This is a genomic window from Sphaerisporangium sp. NBC_01403, assembly GCF_045040145.1.
In the GTDB taxonomy this organism is placed as follows: domain Bacteria; phylum Actinomycetota; class Actinomycetes; order Streptosporangiales; family Streptosporangiaceae; genus Sphaerisporangium; species Sphaerisporangium viridialbum.
Genome location: NZ_CP109534.1, coordinates 8,783,817 through 8,798,677 on the forward strand (window position 1 = coordinate 8,783,817; position 14,861 = coordinate 8,798,677).

The 14,861-nt window shown below is 70.8% G+C and carries 15 protein-coding genes; 10 read left to right on the forward strand and 5 right to left on the reverse strand.

The features are described from left to right. Positions 1 to 307: 307 nt before the first annotated feature. Together OG589_RS39600 and OG589_RS39605 are read right to left on the reverse strand one after the other, a co-directional pair. Positions 308 to 784, reverse strand: coding sequence for an ATP-binding protein (locus OG589_RS39600; protein WP_405143734.1), 477 nt, complete (start codon positions 782 to 784; stop codon positions 308 to 310). A gap of 2 nt (positions 785 to 786) precedes the next feature. Further along, on the reverse strand, positions 787 to 999 hold the full coding sequence (locus tag OG589_RS39605; protein WP_358547713.1) for a DUF5999 family protein: 213 nt from the start codon (positions 997 to 999) through the stop codon (positions 787 to 789). A gap of 393 nt (positions 1,000 to 1,392) precedes the next feature. On the opposite strand from OG589_RS39605, the gene OG589_RS39610 reads away from it, so the two are divergent. Then, the gene (locus OG589_RS39610; protein WP_405143735.1) at positions 1,393 to 2,256 is read left to right on the forward strand and encodes a chitosanase; all 864 of its coding nucleotides are present in this window, start codon (positions 1,393 to 1,395) and stop codon (positions 2,254 to 2,256) included. Positions 2,257 to 2,312: 56 nt separating this feature from the next. Here OG589_RS39610 and OG589_RS39615 read toward each other — a convergent pair whose 3' ends face one another. Together OG589_RS39615 and OG589_RS39620 are read right to left on the reverse strand one after the other, a co-directional pair. Beyond that, positions 2,313 to 2,684: a DUF742 domain-containing protein gene (locus tag OG589_RS39615; protein ID WP_405143736.1), complete on the reverse strand. Its 372-nt coding sequence runs from the start codon at positions 2,682 to 2,684 to the stop codon at positions 2,313 to 2,315. Further along, positions 2,681 to 4,930 (reverse strand): nitrate- and nitrite sensing domain-containing protein, encoded by a 2,250-nt coding sequence (locus OG589_RS39620; protein ID WP_405143737.1) that lies wholly within the window; start codon positions 4,928 to 4,930, stop codon positions 2,681 to 2,683. The genes OG589_RS39615 and OG589_RS39620 overlap by 4 nt, the downstream gene beginning before the upstream one ends. A gap of 235 nt (positions 4,931 to 5,165) precedes the next feature. Here OG589_RS39620 and OG589_RS39625 point away from each other — a divergent pair, with 235 nt between their 5' ends. Genes OG589_RS39625 through OG589_RS39635 form a run of 3 tightly spaced genes read left to right on the forward strand, consistent with a single transcriptional unit; the run spans position 5,166 to position 7,202 of the window. Next, positions 5,166 to 6,191 carry a DMT family transporter gene (locus OG589_RS39625; RefSeq protein WP_405143738.1) on the forward strand — a complete coding sequence of 342 codons (1,026 nt, stop codon included), beginning with the start codon at positions 5,166 to 5,168 and terminating at the stop codon, positions 6,189 to 6,191. Further along, positions 6,188 to 6,805 carry a GntR family transcriptional regulator gene (locus tag OG589_RS39630; protein WP_405143739.1) on the forward strand — a complete coding sequence of 206 codons (618 nt, stop codon included), beginning with the start codon at positions 6,188 to 6,190 and terminating at the stop codon, positions 6,803 to 6,805. The genes OG589_RS39625 and OG589_RS39630 overlap by 4 nt, the downstream gene beginning before the upstream one ends. A gap of 46 nt (positions 6,806 to 6,851) precedes the next feature. Next, a complete protein-coding gene (locus OG589_RS39635) occupies positions 6,852 to 7,202 on the forward strand; it encodes a hypothetical protein (protein ID WP_405143740.1) in 351 nt (116 codons plus the stop codon). Positions 7,203 to 7,221: 19 nt separating this feature from the next. Here the strand turns inward: OG589_RS39635 and OG589_RS39640 are convergent, their stop codons facing one another. Continuing rightward, entirely contained in the window at positions 7,222 to 7,977 is a 756-nt protein-coding gene (locus tag OG589_RS39640) for a crotonase/enoyl-CoA hydratase family protein (RefSeq protein WP_405143741.1), read from the reverse strand. A 251-nt stretch (positions 7,978 to 8,228) separates the two neighbouring features. Between OG589_RS39640 and OG589_RS39645 the strand changes: the two genes are divergently transcribed. The 6 genes from OG589_RS39645 to OG589_RS39670 are packed head-to-tail and all read left to right on the forward strand — an operon-like array spanning position 8,229 to position 14,850. After that, on the forward strand, positions 8,229 to 9,692 hold the full coding sequence (locus OG589_RS39645) for a sugar transferase (protein ID WP_405143742.1): 1,464 nt from the start codon (positions 8,229 to 8,231) through the stop codon (positions 9,690 to 9,692). Next, positions 9,692 to 10,759 (forward strand): glucose-1-phosphate thymidylyltransferase, encoded by a 1,068-nt coding sequence (locus OG589_RS39650; RefSeq protein WP_405143744.1) that lies wholly within the window; start codon positions 9,692 to 9,694, stop codon positions 10,757 to 10,759. The genes OG589_RS39645 and OG589_RS39650 overlap by 1 nt, the downstream gene beginning before the upstream one ends. After that, positions 10,756 to 11,724, forward strand: a complete 969-nt coding sequence (gene rfbB, locus OG589_RS39655; protein WP_405143745.1) for a dTDP-glucose 4,6-dehydratase — start codon at positions 10,756 to 10,758, stop codon at positions 11,722 to 11,724. The genes OG589_RS39650 and rfbB overlap by 4 nt, the downstream gene beginning before the upstream one ends. After that, a complete protein-coding gene (gene rfbD / locus OG589_RS39660; RefSeq protein WP_405143746.1) occupies positions 11,721 to 12,596 on the forward strand; it encodes a dTDP-4-dehydrorhamnose reductase in 876 nt (291 codons plus the stop codon). Before rfbB ends, rfbD begins: the two co-directional genes overlap by 4 nt. After that, positions 12,596 to 13,909, forward strand: a complete 1,314-nt coding sequence (locus OG589_RS39665; protein WP_405143747.1) for an MFS transporter — start codon at positions 12,596 to 12,598, stop codon at positions 13,907 to 13,909. The genes rfbD and OG589_RS39665 overlap by 1 nt, the downstream gene beginning before the upstream one ends. Continuing rightward, positions 13,906 to 14,850, forward strand: a complete 945-nt coding sequence (locus OG589_RS39670; RefSeq protein ID WP_405143748.1) for a glycosyltransferase family 2 protein — start codon at positions 13,906 to 13,908, stop codon at positions 14,848 to 14,850. Before OG589_RS39665 ends, OG589_RS39670 begins: the two co-directional genes overlap by 4 nt. The last annotated feature ends 11 nt before the right edge of the window (positions 14,851 to 14,861 follow it).

Consider the following 14,861-nt stretch of genomic DNA (forward strand, 5'->3'; position numbering starts at 1 on the left):
CTTGACGAGCGATCGGGCCGGGTATAGCGGAACGCCGGGGCCGGCCGGTAGTGGGCGATCGGCCGGCCCCGGCGTCACCGGGGGAGGGGAAGCGGGCCCGAAGGCCCGGGAGGGGGGAGTCCCTGTCCCTCGCGTTCAGTACGGGAGGGAGCGCCCTGACGGGGTCCGCAGGTCCTGGACGTCGTCGGCGGCGCGCTTCCGTGGCCTGCTCACGCGGATGCGTCGCATCACGTTGGGTCGCTGCCGGGGTCCGGCAAAGGCCGGTCCGGCCCATCCGGGCCGAGGCCGGCCGTTCGCATTGGGGGCGTCACTCATCGCCGCCCCCGTTCCTGGCCGAGCACGCCGTCTCGAACCAGACGACCTTGCCCGCCGGGACCCGGTAGCTGCCCCAGCGCTTGGAAAGCGCTTCCATCAGGAACATGCCCCTGCCGCCCTCGTCTCCGTCGTGCGCGTGGCACACCTTGGGCAACGCGGGATTGGTGTCCTGGACCTCGCAGCGCAACGTGCCGTGGTTCAAGGAGACGGTCATGACCGCTCCCCACGAGTGGCGCATCGCGTTGGTGACGACCTCGCTGACGAGCAGCTCGACGACGTCGCCCTCCTCGCCCACGCCCCATTCGGCCAGCTGGCGGCGGATCCGCGCGCGGGTCCTGGGAACGGTGGCCGGGTCGGGAAGCAGCACCCACGACGCCCGAGTGCCACGGTGCCGGCTGGGCCTGATGTGCAGGGCGGCCGGAGCGTACGAGCGCTCCGTGCGCGGCGGTGAAGCAACCTGCGTGATCATCCTCATGCCGCCCTTCCGTAGGCCTCGGCACCGTAAGCGAAACGATGGACCGGGGGGATGCTGCGTCCATCAGGCAGGAGCTCGCCCGTGTCGTCGAAGACCACCACGCCGTTGCACAGCAGTCCCCACCCCTGCTCGGGGTGAGACGCCACGAGACAAGCCGCTTCGTGGTCCACGGCGGTCGCGGGCGGGCACTGAGGCTGGTGTTGACACATGGCTTGCACCTGAATCCGATTGATCTTTGTCGTCAGCTCGTTCTCTTTACCAACACGTCGAGCATCTCCCGACGCCTGCATACCTAGTAACGGGACAACTACCCCTATCACTACCCATTCGACACAAATGGGTACTCATTCTTTACCTTGGTCGGGCATCAGAGTGACCCACCCCCATTTGGGGCAAGCGGCGTGGAGATCGCGTCACCCCGTTGACATGGCTCCAGGGCTAGTGCTTCTATTCGTTAGAAAACTTTCCTAACGATCCCGAAGGTGCCCCCGCCTTCGGCCAGACCGCCGGCAGCTCCGGTGATGTGAGCCCCGCACCGCCTGTGTCCAGGGCGTTTTCGTCGTGCGCGGCCCCCGTCCGGAGCGGCGGGAACGGAGAGACAGTTGCAGATCCCCCCGGTCGGGCAGTCGTCCCGACGAGCCGTCCTACTCGTCCCCGCGCTAGCCGTGGCACTGGTCCCGGCCCTGGTGGGCACGGGCACCGCCCACGCGTCGGACTCGATGCCTTCCACCCGCGCGTCCGTGGTGGCCGCGTCGGTGGACCTCACCGATCCGCACAAGAAGGACATCGCCATGCAGCTGGTGTCGAGCGCGGAGAACTCCTCGCTCGACTGGAAGGCCCAGTACAAGTACATCGAGGACATCGACGACGGCCGCGGGTACACGGCCGGGATCATCGGGTTCTGCTCGGGCACCGGCGACATGCTGGACCTCGTGGAGCTCTACGCCAAGAACAAGCCGGGCAATGTCCTCGCCAAGTACCTCCCGGCGCTGCGCAAGGTCAACGGCACCGACTCCCACAGCGGGCTGGACCCGAACTTCACCAAGGACTGGGTGACCGCCGCCAAGGACACGGTCTTCCAGCAGGCGCAGAACTCCGAGCGCGACAGGGTCTACTTCAACCCGGCCGTCCAGCAGGCCAAGGCGGACGGCCTGCGCGCCCTCGGGCAGTTCATCTACTACGACGCCATCGTCATGCACGGCCCCGGCAACGACAGCGTCAGCTTCGGCGGCATCCGCAAGACGGCCATGAAGAAGGCGAAGACCCCCGCCCAGGGCGGCAACGAGACGACGTACCTCAACGCATTCCTCGACGCCCGCAAGGCCGCGATGAAGACCGAAGAGGCGCACAGTGACACCAGCCGGGTCGACACCGAGCAGCGGGTCTTCCTCAAGGCCGGCAACCTCGACCTCAACCCGCCGCTGACCTGGAAGGTGTACGGCGACAGCTACACCATCAAGAGCTAGGACACCCATGTCGACGGGGCCCCTCAGAAGATCCTGAGGGGCCCCGTCGACATGGATCACAGGGCCTGGAGGCCCTGGATCACCTCCCGCAGGAGGCGTTCCTCCGGCAGTTGGGAGATGGTCGCGGGGGGCCGTACGGTGACGAGCCTCTGGTCGCGCAGATCCCCCAGCAGGACACGGACGACGCCGAGCGACAGGCCGCTCTCGGACGCCAGATCCACCACCGACACCGGCTTCCCGCACATGCGCAGGATGCGCAGATGCTCGGGGCCGAGGCCCGGCACGGGCCTCGCGCCCGCCACGGACCTGACGATCGCGACCATGTCGAACGCGGGGCCCGAGGGCCTGGTGCGTCCGCGTGTGACGGTGTAGGGGCGGATGAGAGGTCCGGCCTCCTGGTCCAGCCAGCGTTCGCCACCGTCGGTCATGACATGTTCCCCTCCCCTTCGTGCGCGCGCTCCCAGCCTGCCCGGAACGAGGAGAACATGTCGGGAGAGGGCTGAAGCGGCGGGGCGTCCAGGGGATCTTCCAGCGGGTTGCTCAGCGGTCCTCCCAGATGCCTGGGTGCGCGCTCCGCTCCGCCGCCGGCCTGCGGGCCCGCGTCGCGGAGCTGGGGAGCGAGGTTGGCCTGGCGCACCCGTTGCGGCAGCCCGGCCCCACGGCCGCCGTCGCGCCCGTTGCCGTTGCCGTTGCCGTTCTTGTTGCCGTTCCCATTGCCCGGCCCGGACTCGGCGCCGGCGAGGAGGCCGCGCTCGCCGCCGTCGAGCCCATGGCCGTTGCCGTTGGCTTGCCCGTTCGCGAACCCGGCCTCCACGGCGCTGATCTGCTCGACGGAGTACTGGTCGGGCCCGGTCTCCGCCGGCGTCACCAGGCCCTCGGGGACGAGCACGATCGCCGTCGTGCCGCCGTACGGGGACGGGCGCAGCGAGACGCGGATGCCCCGCCGGGCGGCCAGGCGGCCGACGACGAACAGGCCCAGCCGGTCGCTGTCGGCGAGGTCGAACTCAGGCGGATCGGCCAGCCTGCGGTTGACCTGCTCCATCTCCTCGAGGGTCATGCCGAGCCCTCGGTCCTCGACCTCGATCACGAACCCCCTGGCCACCAGCTCGCCGCGGATCTCGACGTGGGTCTGCGGGGGCGAGAAGATCGTCGCGTTCTCCACCAGCTCGGCGAGCAGGTGGATGACGTCGGTGGCCGAGGAGCCGGACAACGCCATGTTCTCCGGTACGGCGACGTGCACGCGCAGGTAGTCCTCGACCTCCTCGACGGCCGCGCGGACGACGTCGTACAACGGCACCGGCCTGCGCCACCCGCGCCCGGGGACGGCGCCGGAGAGGATGATCAGACCCTCGGCGTGCCGCCGCATGCGCGTGGTGAGGTGGTCGATGCCGAAGAGCTCGTCGAGCAGCTCGGGGTCGGTGACCCGCTGCTCCATGCTGTCGAGCATGGACAGCTGCCGGTGCAGCAGCGACTGGTTGCGGCGGGCCAGGTTGAGGAAGACCTTGCTGACGCCCTTGCGGATCTCGGCCTGGCCGACGGCGGCCTCGATCGCGGTGGTCTGCACGGAGGTGAACGCCTGGCCGACGATCGCGATCTCCGTGGTGGTTCCGGTGGGGATCGGCGGCGTCTCGGACGCCACGTCGACGTCCTCGCCCTGCCGGAGCCTGCGCACGACCGCGGGCAGCTTCCGGTTCGCGAGATCCAGCGCGACGGCTTGCAGCTGGACCAGCTCGGCGGTGATGAGCCGGCCGAAGCGGACCGAGACGAACAGCGACACGGCGACCGCGACGAGTCCGAGCCCGGCGGCGATGACGATCTGCCACAGGATGGTCGCGACGAGCGGCAGGGCGCGGTCGGCGATCTTCTGGGACGCGACGCCCGCCTGCTTGTCGAAGGTGAGGTTGAGGGTCTGGAGCGTCTGCCCCCAGGTCGCCGCCGCGCCCGGCAGGGGCCTGCCCGGTCGTACGTCCTGGGTGACCTGGTCCTCGATCGAGGCGTACTTGGCGTAGACGGGGGAGTTCTGCAGCATGAGGTACGGCTGGCGCAGCTCCTCGTCGAGCCGCTGGAAGCCCATGTCGTACAGCAGGCGGCGCTTGATCACCATCGCGGTGAAGGTGGTGCGCTCCTCGCCGGTGATCGAGCCGGCCGCGACCGCGCCCGCGAGCAGCGCCGACTGCTCGCTCATGAGCTCCCGGCTGCGTCCGATCAGGACGATGGCCCGCGTGGGCTCGCCCTGGGAGTCCGAGGCCAGCGTCAGCTTGTCGTAGACGCGGCCGATGGCGTCGGTTATGAGCCGGTAGGCGTCCAGGGTCAGCAACCGGGTGAAGCTCCCGGAGTCGACCCGTGCCCGGATCTCGGGGAGCCGGCGCGTGACCGTGATCAGTTCGGTGACGCGCTGGAGGAGCGGGGCGCTGGTGACCTTCTGGACGTCCTCGGCGAGCGCCAGCCGTTCGAGGGTGGCGCGCGCCTGGTCGGACCTGGCCCGCTGAGCGTCCAGCTCGCCGCGGTCGGAGGTCCTCGACCCCAGAGCCATCAGAGACAGGTAGCGCTCCTGCTCGATCTCCGTCATCAGCGCACGCGCGGGAACGATCGTGTTGTCGAAGACGGTCCTGACCTTGAGCAGGTCGAGACCGTTCTGGATGGTGATCGTCGCGGCGAAAGCCCAGATCCCCACAAGGGATACCAGAGGTACCAGTACCAGGGTCAGGATCTTGAACTTGATGGACCTCTTACGCCCGCCCATGTGACCTCGCAGGGGAACCGCATCGTTACACGCGGGTTATTGGTGGCGAAACAGTACCAATGGGGATCACGGGTAACCAGGGCCTTCTAGCTACAAAACGGCCCCATTCCAAGGGGAAATCGCAAGTCTCTTGCTGGATTCTGTCTAGTTGTCAGACAATGTGGCCATGGCAGCAGAAGCAGGGACCTCTCGTACGGCCGCCGGGGGCCCGGCCGCCGTGGTCGCCGCCGCCGTCCTGTGGGGCACGGCCGGCACGGCGGGTACGCTCGCGCCGGCCGGAGCGGCCGATCCGGTGGCGCTCGCGGCGGCCCGGCTGCTCATCGGCGGCGTCGTCCTCGCCGTGGCGGCGGGCCCGGCCACCTGGGCCCTGCTCACCCGGGGGCGCCCCCTTTCGCTGGTCGCGGCGGCGGGGGCCGTGGCCGCGTACCAGCTCTGCTTCTTCGCGGCGGTCGGGCGCACCGGCGTGGCGGTCGGCACGGTGGTGGCGATCGGGAGCGGGCCGGTCTTCACCGGCCTGCTGTCCTGGCTGTACGACCGGAGGCGGCCCGGCCGCCGCTGGACCCTCGCGACCGCCGCCGCCGTCGCGGGCTGCGCCGCGCTCGTGTCGGGAGGGGAGGCGGTCGGCGCCGACCCCGGCGGCGTGCTGCTCGCGCTGGCGGGCGGGCTCCTCTACGGCTTCTACGCGGTGACCGCCGCGCGGGCGATCGGCGGCGGAGCGCCGTCCGGCGCGGTGATGGGGGTGATGTTCGGCGGCGCGGCGGCGGTCATGCTGCCGGTGCTGCTCTGGCGGGGCACGGCGTGGCTGGGCGAGCCGCGAGGGCTGCTCACGGCCCTATATCTGGGCCTGGCGACGACCGCCCTCTCCTATTTCCTCTATGGAAGGGGCCTGCGCACGACCCCGGTGGCCAAGGCCGCCACCCTGGCCCTGGCGGAGCCCGCCGTGGCGGCGCTGCTCGGCCTGGTCGTCCTGCACGAGCGGCTCACCGCCGTGTCCTGGGCGGGGCTCGCCCTGCTCGGCGTCGGCCTGGTGATGGTCGCCCTCCCCGAACGGGCCGTCCGTCCAGAGCCGTCCGACGCGCTCCCGGCCGTCCGTCCAGAGCCGTCCGACGCGCTCCCGGCCGTCCGTCCGGGGCTGTCCGATGCCGAACCGGCAGCACCCCCGGCCGATGAGAAGGCACAATCGTCGGCGTGAAACTACGCCCCGTCTCGACGGTCGACGCGCTCGCGGGAGCCCTGCGACGGCGCGTGCTCTCCGGAGAGATCGCCCCCGGCACGTCCCTGCCCGAGCAGGAGCTCTCATCCCTGTACGGAGTGGCGCGCCCGACCGTCCGCGAGGCCCTGGCCGCCCTGGTCCACGAGGGGCTCCTCCGGCGCGAGCGCAACCGCAGCGCGTACGTGCCGGAGGTGACCACCCGCGACCTGGACGATCTCATGTACGTCCGGCGCCCGCTTGAGGACCTCATGGCCGTCAGGCTGGCGGGCCGCAGGGTCGCCTCGGCGGACGGGGCGCTGGCGCGGATGGCGGCGCTCCCGCCGGACGCGCCGTGGGCGGACGTCGTCGCCGAGCACATGGCCCTGCACGAGGAGCTGATCCTCGCGGTGGGAAGCCCCAGGCTCGAACGCCTCTACGCGGTGCTGGCGGCGGAGACGCGGCTCGGCCTCGTACGGCTGCGCAAGGTGTATCCGGACAGGGAGACGCTCGTCGCCGAGCACCGCGATCTTCTCGACGCCATCGCGCGGGGCCCGTCCGAGGCGGCGCGGCGGGCCGTGGCCGCCCACTTGGATCACACCTGGGGCGCTGATTAGCGACTTCTCTTGCATGGAGTGCTCGTAAGTCGTCACAATCGCGCCCATGCACGGCAACTCAGTGCCGGATTCGTATGTCTACGTAACCGAAGAGGGCGTAACCCGCCACTACGCCGACGGCAGTGTCGAGGCCCTCGCGTGGGAGGACGTCGTCGAGGTTCGCGTCGGCGGCGTCACGGAATCCGACATTCTGATCGTCCTGCTCGACCGCGACGGACAGGGATGTGTGGTGCCGCGCTCCGCCACTGACGCGACCTTCCTGGCGAGGCTGCGTTATCTGCCGGAGTTCGACCTCGAGCGGCTGAGCGAGGCGTTCACCGCCGCCACCCTCGGTTACGTGGTCGTGTGGCGCAGCCCCGACCCGCCGTCGCCGCTGCCGGACCTCGAATACGACTGAGCCTTCCATTCACCGCGGGTCAGTCTCCGTGGCGGCCGGCTCCCGCGCGGAAGCGGCCGACCCCCTCGGTCATCTGGCCGCCCAGTGAGACCATGCCGTGCCGCAGTTCGTTGCGGAGAGCCTCCTCCTCGGAGAGCCCTTCCTGCTCCAGCGCGGAGAGGCGGTCCTGCCGCAGGCAGTCCTGGGGCAGCTCGGACAGCGAGCGGGCGAGCGCCTCGGCGTGCTCCCGCGCTTGCCCCGGTGGCACGACCCTGTCCACCAGGCCGATCCGCTGCGCCTCCTCCGCGCCCACGGCCCGGCCGGTGAGGATCATGTCCATGGCCCGTCCCGCTCCGACGAGCCTCGGCAGCCGTACGGTGCCGCCGTCGATGAGGGGAACGCCCCAGCGGCGGCAGAACACTCCGAACGTCGCGTCCTGCGCCGCCACCCGGAGGTCGCACCAGATCGCCAGCTCCAGCCCGCCCGCCACCGCGTAGCCCTCGACGGCCGCGATCACGGGCTTGGACAGGCGCATGCGGGTGGGGCCCATCGGGCCGTCCCCGTCCGCCTCCACGCGGTTGCCGCGTTCGGTGCCGATCGCGTGCAGGTCCGCGCCGGAACAGAAGGTGCCGCCGTCGCCCCACAGCACGGCCACCGCGGCGTCGGAAGCCTCGAAGTCCCGGAAAGCGTTCGCGAGGGCGGCGGCGGCCGGGCCGTCCACCGCGTTGCGGACCTCGGGGCGGGACAGGACGACGGTCGTGACCAGGCCGGATCGCTCTACATGGATGCCAGACATGTGCTGAATGTAGCCGGACGGTCGCTGCCTACACAGGTTTGGACCGTTCCGTCAAGGGACTGGCGTTCCCTGGCAGGAGGCCTATTGTGGCCATTGCCCGGCTATTTCGCTCGTTAATAACGATCTTTAGTATTTGAACGGGTACCCGCGCTCGTGATGTTTCCGGGTTGTGTGTCAACCAAAGGGACGCAACGGCCGTCTGTTATCTGCACGGTCTGGCAGGAGCAGGTCAGGGGTAGGGGTAGGTAGGCATGAGGGTGGGGTTGGAGGAGCGTGGTGTCGCGCTTCTCGACACGGGCCCGCTGACGGCGTCCAGCATTTGGACGCGCTCCTATATGCGGGCTCTTCTCGCAGGTGACATGGCATGCGCCATGATCGCCTGCGAAGCGGTCATGGGGTTCAGGCTCTGGGTGGGCGCCTTCATCCCCTGGTCGGAGTTGTTGTTCGGATTCGGTCTCGGACTGGCCTGGCCCGGTGCCATGGCACTGGCCGGGGTCTACCGCGAGAGGAGCCACGGAGAGGGAAGCGAGGAGTTCCGCGCGGTCTTCGACGGCGGGGTGGGGCTGACGGCCGCGGTGGCCATCGGCGCGTACGCCACCCAGACCATGATCGCGCGCAGCTACGTCATGGCGATGCTGCCGCTGGCGACGGTTCTCACGCTGGTGTTCCGCTACCGCATGCGCAAGCGCCTGCACCGGCGCCGCGCCGAGGGCGAGTACCTGCGGCGTGTGGTCGCCGTCGGTCACAGGACCGCCGTGCTCGACCTGGTGATGCAGTTCCGGCGCCAGCCGTACCACGGCATGCGGGTCGTCGCGGCGTGCCTGCCGCCCGGGCAGTTCCCCGGGAACGGGCTCGACGTCGACGGCATCCCCGTCTACGGCGATTTCGCCGACGTCGCGACCGTGGCCGACAAGGTCTCGGCGGACGCGGTGGCCGTGCTGGCCTGCCCCGAGCTGGACGGCGCCGCGCTGCGCCGCCTTGCCTGGAGCATCGAGAGCAAGGGCACCGAGTTGTTCGTCGCCCCCGCGCTCATGGACGTCGCCGGTCCCCGTACGAGCATCCGCCCGGTCGCCGGGATGCCGTTGCTGCACGTCGAGCACCCCGAGTTCGACGGGACGCGCCAGGTCGTCAAGAGCCTGTTCGACCGGCTCCTCGCGACGGCCGCGCTGACCGTGCTCGCGATCCCCATGCTGGTGATCGCGGTGCTGGTCAGGGCCACCAGCCCAGGTCCCGCGCTGTTCAAGCAGACCCGGGTGGGCCGCGACGGGCGCGAGTTCAAGGTGTTCAAGTTCCGCACGATGGTGCAGAACGCCGAGAAGCTGAAGCTCGACCTGATCGAGGACAACGAGTTCGACGGTGTGCTGTTCAAAATGCGGAACGATCCACGGATCACGCGGGTCGGCGGTTTCCTGCGCCGTTACTCCCTTGACGAGCTGCCGCAGCTGCTCAACGTCGTCCGCGGCGAGATGTCGCTGGTGGGGCCGCGTCCGCCGCTCCCCGACGAGGTCGCGCAGTACGGCACCGACGTCCGCAGGCGCCTCGTGGTCAAGCCGGGCATGACAGGTCTGTGGCAGGTGAGCGGCCGGTCCGACCTGTCGTGGGAGGAGTCGGTGCGGCTCGACCTGCGCTACGTCGAGAACTGGTCCCTCATCCTCGACCTGCAGATCCTGTGGAAGACCTGGTCCGCCGTCACCCGTGGTGGAGGGGCTTACTAGTGAAGGCGCTCGTGCTCGCCGGCGGGTCCGGCACACGGCTCCGGCCGATCACCCACACCTCCGCCAAGCAACTGGTGCCGGTGGCCAACAAGCCCGTGCTGTTCTACGGCCTGGAGGCCATCGCCGCGGCGGGGATCCGCGAGGTCGGCATGGTGGTCGGCGACACCCACGAGGAGATCGAGGGCGCCGTCGGCGACGGGTCGGCGTTCGGCCTGGAGGTGACCTACCTGCGACAGGAGGCGCCGCTCGGGCTGGCCCACGCGGTGCTGATCGCCCGCGACTACCTGGGCGAGGACGACTTCGTCATGTACCTCGGCGACAACTTCATCGTCGGCGGCATCGAGCCGCTGGTGAGGCGGTTCCACGACGAGCGCCCCGCGGCCCAGATCATGCTCACCCGCGTCGCCGACCCCCGGCAGTTCGGGGTGGCGGAGCTGGACGCCGCGGGCCGGGTGATCGGGCTGGAGGAGAAGCCGCGGGAGCCGAAGAGCGACCTCGCCCTGGTCGGGGTCTACCTGTTCACCCCGGCGGTGCACGAGGGCGTCGCCGCGCTCAAGCCCTCGTGGCGCGGCGAGCTGGAGATCACCGATGCGATCCAGTGGCTTCTAGACGCCGGGCACCGGGTGGACTCCACCCTCATCTCCGGCTACTGGAAGGACACCGGCAACGTCACCGACATGCTGGAGGTCAACCGGATCCTCCTTGAGGAGCTGGAGCAGCGGCTGGACGGCACGGTGGACGACGCCAGCGAGATCATCGGCCGGGTCGTGGTCGAGGCCGGGGCGAAGGTCACCCGCTCGCGCGTCGTCGGGCCGGTCGTCATCGGCGCCGGCGCCGTGGTGCGGGACTCCTATATCGGGCCGTTCACCTCGGTGGCGGAGGACTGTCACGTGGTGGACAGCGAGATCGAGTACTCGATCCTGCTGCGGCGCGCGTCCATTGAGGGGGTCCGCCGGATCGAGGCGTCCCTGATCGGGCACGACGTCGAGGTCACGCCCGCTCCCAATACTCCGAGGGCCCACCGGCTGGTGCTCGGGGATCACAGCAAGGTACAGATCAGTTCATGAGGATTCTGGTAACCGGCGGAGCCGGTTTCATCGGGTCGCACTATGTTCGCACCTTGCTCACGGGCGGCTACTCGGCGTTCGCCGGGGCGAGCGTCACCGTGCTCGACCTGCTCACGTACGCGGGCAACCTCGCCAACCTGGAGCCCGTCGAGGGACGCTACGACCTCGTGCATGGCGACATCTGCGACGCCGAGCTGCTCGCCAGGGTCGTGCCCGGCCATGACGTGGTCGTCAACTTCGCCGCCGAGTCGCACGTCGACCGGTCGATCGACGGCCCGTCCGCCTTCGTGCGCACCAACGTGCTCGGCACACAGACGCTGCTGCAGGCCTGCCTGGACGCGGCGGTGCCGAAGGTCGTCCAGGTGTCCACCGACGAGGTCTACGGGTCGATCGACGAGGGCTCCTGGGCCGAGGACGCCCCGCTGCGGCCGCGCTCGCCGTACTCCGCGGCGAAGGCGGGCGGTGACCTGATGGCCAGGGCCTACGCCGTCACCCACGGCCTGCCGGTGTCGATCACCCGCTGCGGCAACAACTACGGGCCGTACCAGTTCCCGGAGAAGGTCGTCCCGCTCTTCGTGACGAACATCCTCGAAGGCCGCACGGTCCCGCTCTACGGGGACGGCGGCAACGTGCGCGACTGGGTCCACGTGGACGACCACTGCCGGGGCATCCAGATCGTGGCGGAGCAGGGCGAGCCGGGCGAGGTCTACCACATCGCCGGCACGGCGGAGCTGTCCAACCTGGAGCTCACCCAGCGGCTCCTCGACGAGCTCGACGCCGACTGGAGCTCGGTCGAGCGCGTGACCGACCGCAAGGGGCACGACCGCCGCTACTCCCTGGACGACACCAAGCTGCGGGGCATGGGCTACGCCGCCGGCACGGGCTTCGACGAGGGCATCGCCGCGACCGTCCAGTGGTACGTCGACAACGAAGCCTGGTGGAAGCCCCTCAAGGGCGCTCGGTGAACCGGCTGCTGCTGACCGGCGCGAGCGGCATGCTCGGGACCGCCCTGTCGGCCGAGCTGGCGGGCGACCCGGCATCGCCCGACGTCCTGCCGTACGGGCGCGACCGCCTCGACCTGCGCTACCCCGACGGTGTGCGCGAGGTCATCCGGCAGGAGAAGCCGGACATCGTGGTCAACTGCGCCGCCTGGACGGCCGTGGACGACGCCGAGGCGCACGAGATCGACGCTCTCGCGGTCAACGGCGGCGGGGTGCGCGCCCTCGCCACCGCGTGCGCCGAGGTCGGCGCCCGGCTGTTCCACATCTCCACCGACTACGTCTTCGACGGGACGGCGAGCACGCCGTACGCCGAGGACGCCGCGCCACGGCCGGTCAACGCCTACGGCCGCAGCAAGCTCGCCGGCGAGCGGGCCGTCCTCGGACTGCTCCCCAAGGACGGGTACGTGCTGCGGTCCGCCTGGCTGTACGGCGCGGGAGGGCGGAACTTCGTCCAGACGATGATCGCCCTGGAACGCGCCCGTGAGACCGTCGACGTGGTGGACGACCAGCTCGGCCAGCCGACCTGGACCGCCGACCTCGCCGCGCAGCTCTTACGGCTGGCGCGCGCCGACGACGCCCCTCCCGGCGTCTATCACGGCACCAGCTCCGGCCAGGTGACGTGGTACGGGCTGGCCCGCGAGATCTTCACGCTGCTCGGCGCCGATCCCGGCCGGGTGAGGCCCGTCAGCAGCGCGGACTTCCCCCGCCCGGCGCCGAGGCCCGCCTACGGCGTGCTCGGCCACGACCGCTGGGCCTTCGCCGGCCTGCCGCCGATCCGCCACTGGCGCGACGCGCTCCACGCCGCATGGCCCTCCATCACCGGAGGCCTGGCCTGATGTACCTGTCGGAGACGCGCAAGGCCGACTCCCAGAAGGACTCCTCGCCGGGCGCTTCGGGCGAGGACGGCGGATCTCCTCCGAGCGGGGGAGCCGGGGCTCGCGGCGGGGTCGGGCGCGTCCTCACCGGGAACGTCGTCGCGCTCGGGGCGGTCAGCCTGTTCACCGACATCTCCTCCGAGATGGTGACGGCGATCCTCCCGCTCTATCTGATCTACCAACTCGGGCTCAGCCCGATGCAGTTCGGCTTCCTGGACGGCGTCTACACCGGGGCGACGGCCGTGCTCAGGCTCGTGGGCGGGCACGTCGCCGACCGCTTCCGCCGCCGAAAGCTGGTGGCGGGCGTCGGGTACGGCCTGTCCGCCGTCTGCAAGCTCGGCTATGTGCTCGTGGGCCGCTCCGTGCCGCTGATCGGCCTGGTGATCGGCGTCGACCGGGCGGGCAAGGGCCTTCGCACGGCCCCCCGGGACGCGATGATCTCGCTGAGCGCCCCGCCCGAGGCGCAGGGCCGCGCCTTCGGGCTGCACCGCGCCATGGACACCGCCGGCGCGCTCATGGGCCCGCTCGCCGCCTTCGGCGTGGTGGCGGCGGTGGGCGGCGCCAACGACTACGACCCGGTGTTCGTGGTGAGCTGCTGCGTGGCCATGGTCGGCGTGCTGATCATGGTCCTGTTCGTCCAGGAGCCGGGCGTACGCACCCCGGCGGCGGGCGGTGCGCCCGAGCGGCCGAAGGTGTCGCTGCGGGGGGCGCTGGACCTGCTCAGGGACAGGCCGTTCCGCCGCGTGCTGTTCGCGATGCTGCCGCTGTCGCTCGCGACCATCAGCGACTCCTTCCTTTATTTCATGCTGCAGAGCAGGCTCGACATCGAGGCGAGCTGGCTTCCCCTGTTCCCCGTCGGCGTCTCGGCCGCCTACCTGGTCGCGGCCGTGCCGTTCGGGCGGCTGGCCGACCGGGTCGGGCGCTCCACGGTCGTGATCGGCGGATACGCCGCACTGCTCGCCTGTTACGCGCTGCTCCTGCTCCCGCCCGGCCCGGCGGTCCTCGTCGCGGCGCTGGTGCTGCGCGGCCTGTCGTACGCCTCCACCGACGGGGTGGTCAGCGCGCTCGCCGGGCCCCTGCTGCCGGAGGAACGGCGGGCCACGGGGCTCGCGGTCGTCCAGACCGGCCAGGCGCTCGGCGCGATGGTCGCCTCGTGGGTCTTCGGCGTGCTGTGGACCGCGCGCGGCCCGCAGGCCGCCGTGGTCGTGATGGCGGCCGGTCTCGGCGTCGCGCTGGCCGTCGCGGTTCCGTTGCTCAGAAGGGCGCGCGCGTGAAGCTGTCTGTCATCATCGTGACCTACCGCAGCGCCGGGTACGTCGCCCGCTGCCTCGCGGCGGTGGAGCGCGCGGTCAAGGCCACGGACGCCGAGGTGATCGTCGTCGACAACAACTCCCCCGACGACACGGTGGAGGTGGTGAGGGCCGCCGCCCCGTGGGCCAGGGTCGTCGCCCGGGGCGTCAACGGGGGGTTCGCCGAGGGCTGCGTGGCCGGAGCCGAGGTGGCCGCCGGGCGGTACCTCGTCTTCGTGAACCCCGACGCGGAGGTCCGGCCCGAGGCCTTCGCGGGGCTGCTGGAGTGCGCCGAGCGCCATCCCCGGGCGGGGATCGTCGGAGGACGCTGCATCACCGAGACCGGCGAGAACGACCCCCGCTCCTGGTGGGGAAGGCCCACGCCGTGGTCGGTGCTCTGCTTCGCCACAGGGCTGTCCACGGTCTTCCCCGGCCGCGCGTTGTTCGACCCCGAGTCGCCGACGACGTGGACCGGCGAGCGGCGGGTGCCCATCGTCACCGGGGCGCTGATGCTCGTCGCCCGCGACGTCTGGGATGAGGTGGGCGGGTTCGACACCCGCATCTTCATGTACGGGGAGGACGCCGACCTGTGCCTGCGGGCCAGGGCCGCCGGTCACCGGCCGATGGTGACCGACCGGGCCGTGTTCGTGCACCCGGGCGGCATGTCCTCCTCCAGCCTGAACAAGCTGGTGCTCCTGTTCACCGGCAAGGCCACGGTGATCCGGCGCCACTTCCCGCGCGGGCTGCGCGGGCTGGGCGCCTCCATGCTGCTGTTCGGGGTCTGGCTCAGGGCGGCGCTCAGCCGCCGGGTGGCACCCCCGGACGCCGGGCGGCAGGGGCGTCCCATGGCCGAGCGCGGCGACTGGGCCGAGCTGTGGGCCGTCCGCGGCACGTGGCGCGGCGGCTGGGATGCCAGAAAATCATGAAATGTCGTCTT

Excerpts from the sequence above, each read along its gene's own strand:
- OG589_RS39645 (WP_405143742.1), top strand. The coding sequence starts at position 8,229 with ATGAGGGTGGGGTTGGAGGAGCGTGGTGTCGCGCTTCTCGACACGGGC.
- OG589_RS39665 (WP_405143747.1), top strand. The coding sequence starts at position 12,596 with ATGTACCTGTCGGAGACGCGCAAGGCCGACTCCCAGAAGGACTCCTCG.
- OG589_RS39625 (WP_405143738.1), top strand. The coding sequence starts at position 5,166 with ATGGCAGCAGAAGCAGGGACCTCTCGTACGGCCGCCGGGGGCCCGGCC.
- OG589_RS39600 (WP_405143734.1), bottom strand. The coding sequence starts at position 784 with ATGATCACGCAGGTTGCTTCACCGCCGCGCACGGAGCGCTCGTACGCT.
- OG589_RS39640 (WP_405143741.1), bottom strand. The coding sequence starts at position 7,977 with ATGTCTGGCATCCATGTAGAGCGATCCGGCCTGGTCACGACCGTCGTC.
- OG589_RS39605 (WP_358547713.1), bottom strand. The coding sequence starts at position 999 with ATGTGTCAACACCAGCCTCAGTGCCCGCCCGCGACCGCCGTGGACCAC.
- OG589_RS39615 (WP_405143736.1), bottom strand. The coding sequence starts at position 2,684 with ATGACCGACGGTGGCGAACGCTGGCTGGACCAGGAGGCCGGACCTCTC.
- OG589_RS39635 (WP_405143740.1), top strand. The coding sequence starts at position 6,852 with ATGCACGGCAACTCAGTGCCGGATTCGTATGTCTACGTAACCGAAGAG.
- rfbB (WP_405143745.1), top strand. The coding sequence starts at position 10,756 with ATGAGGATTCTGGTAACCGGCGGAGCCGGTTTCATCGGGTCGCACTAT.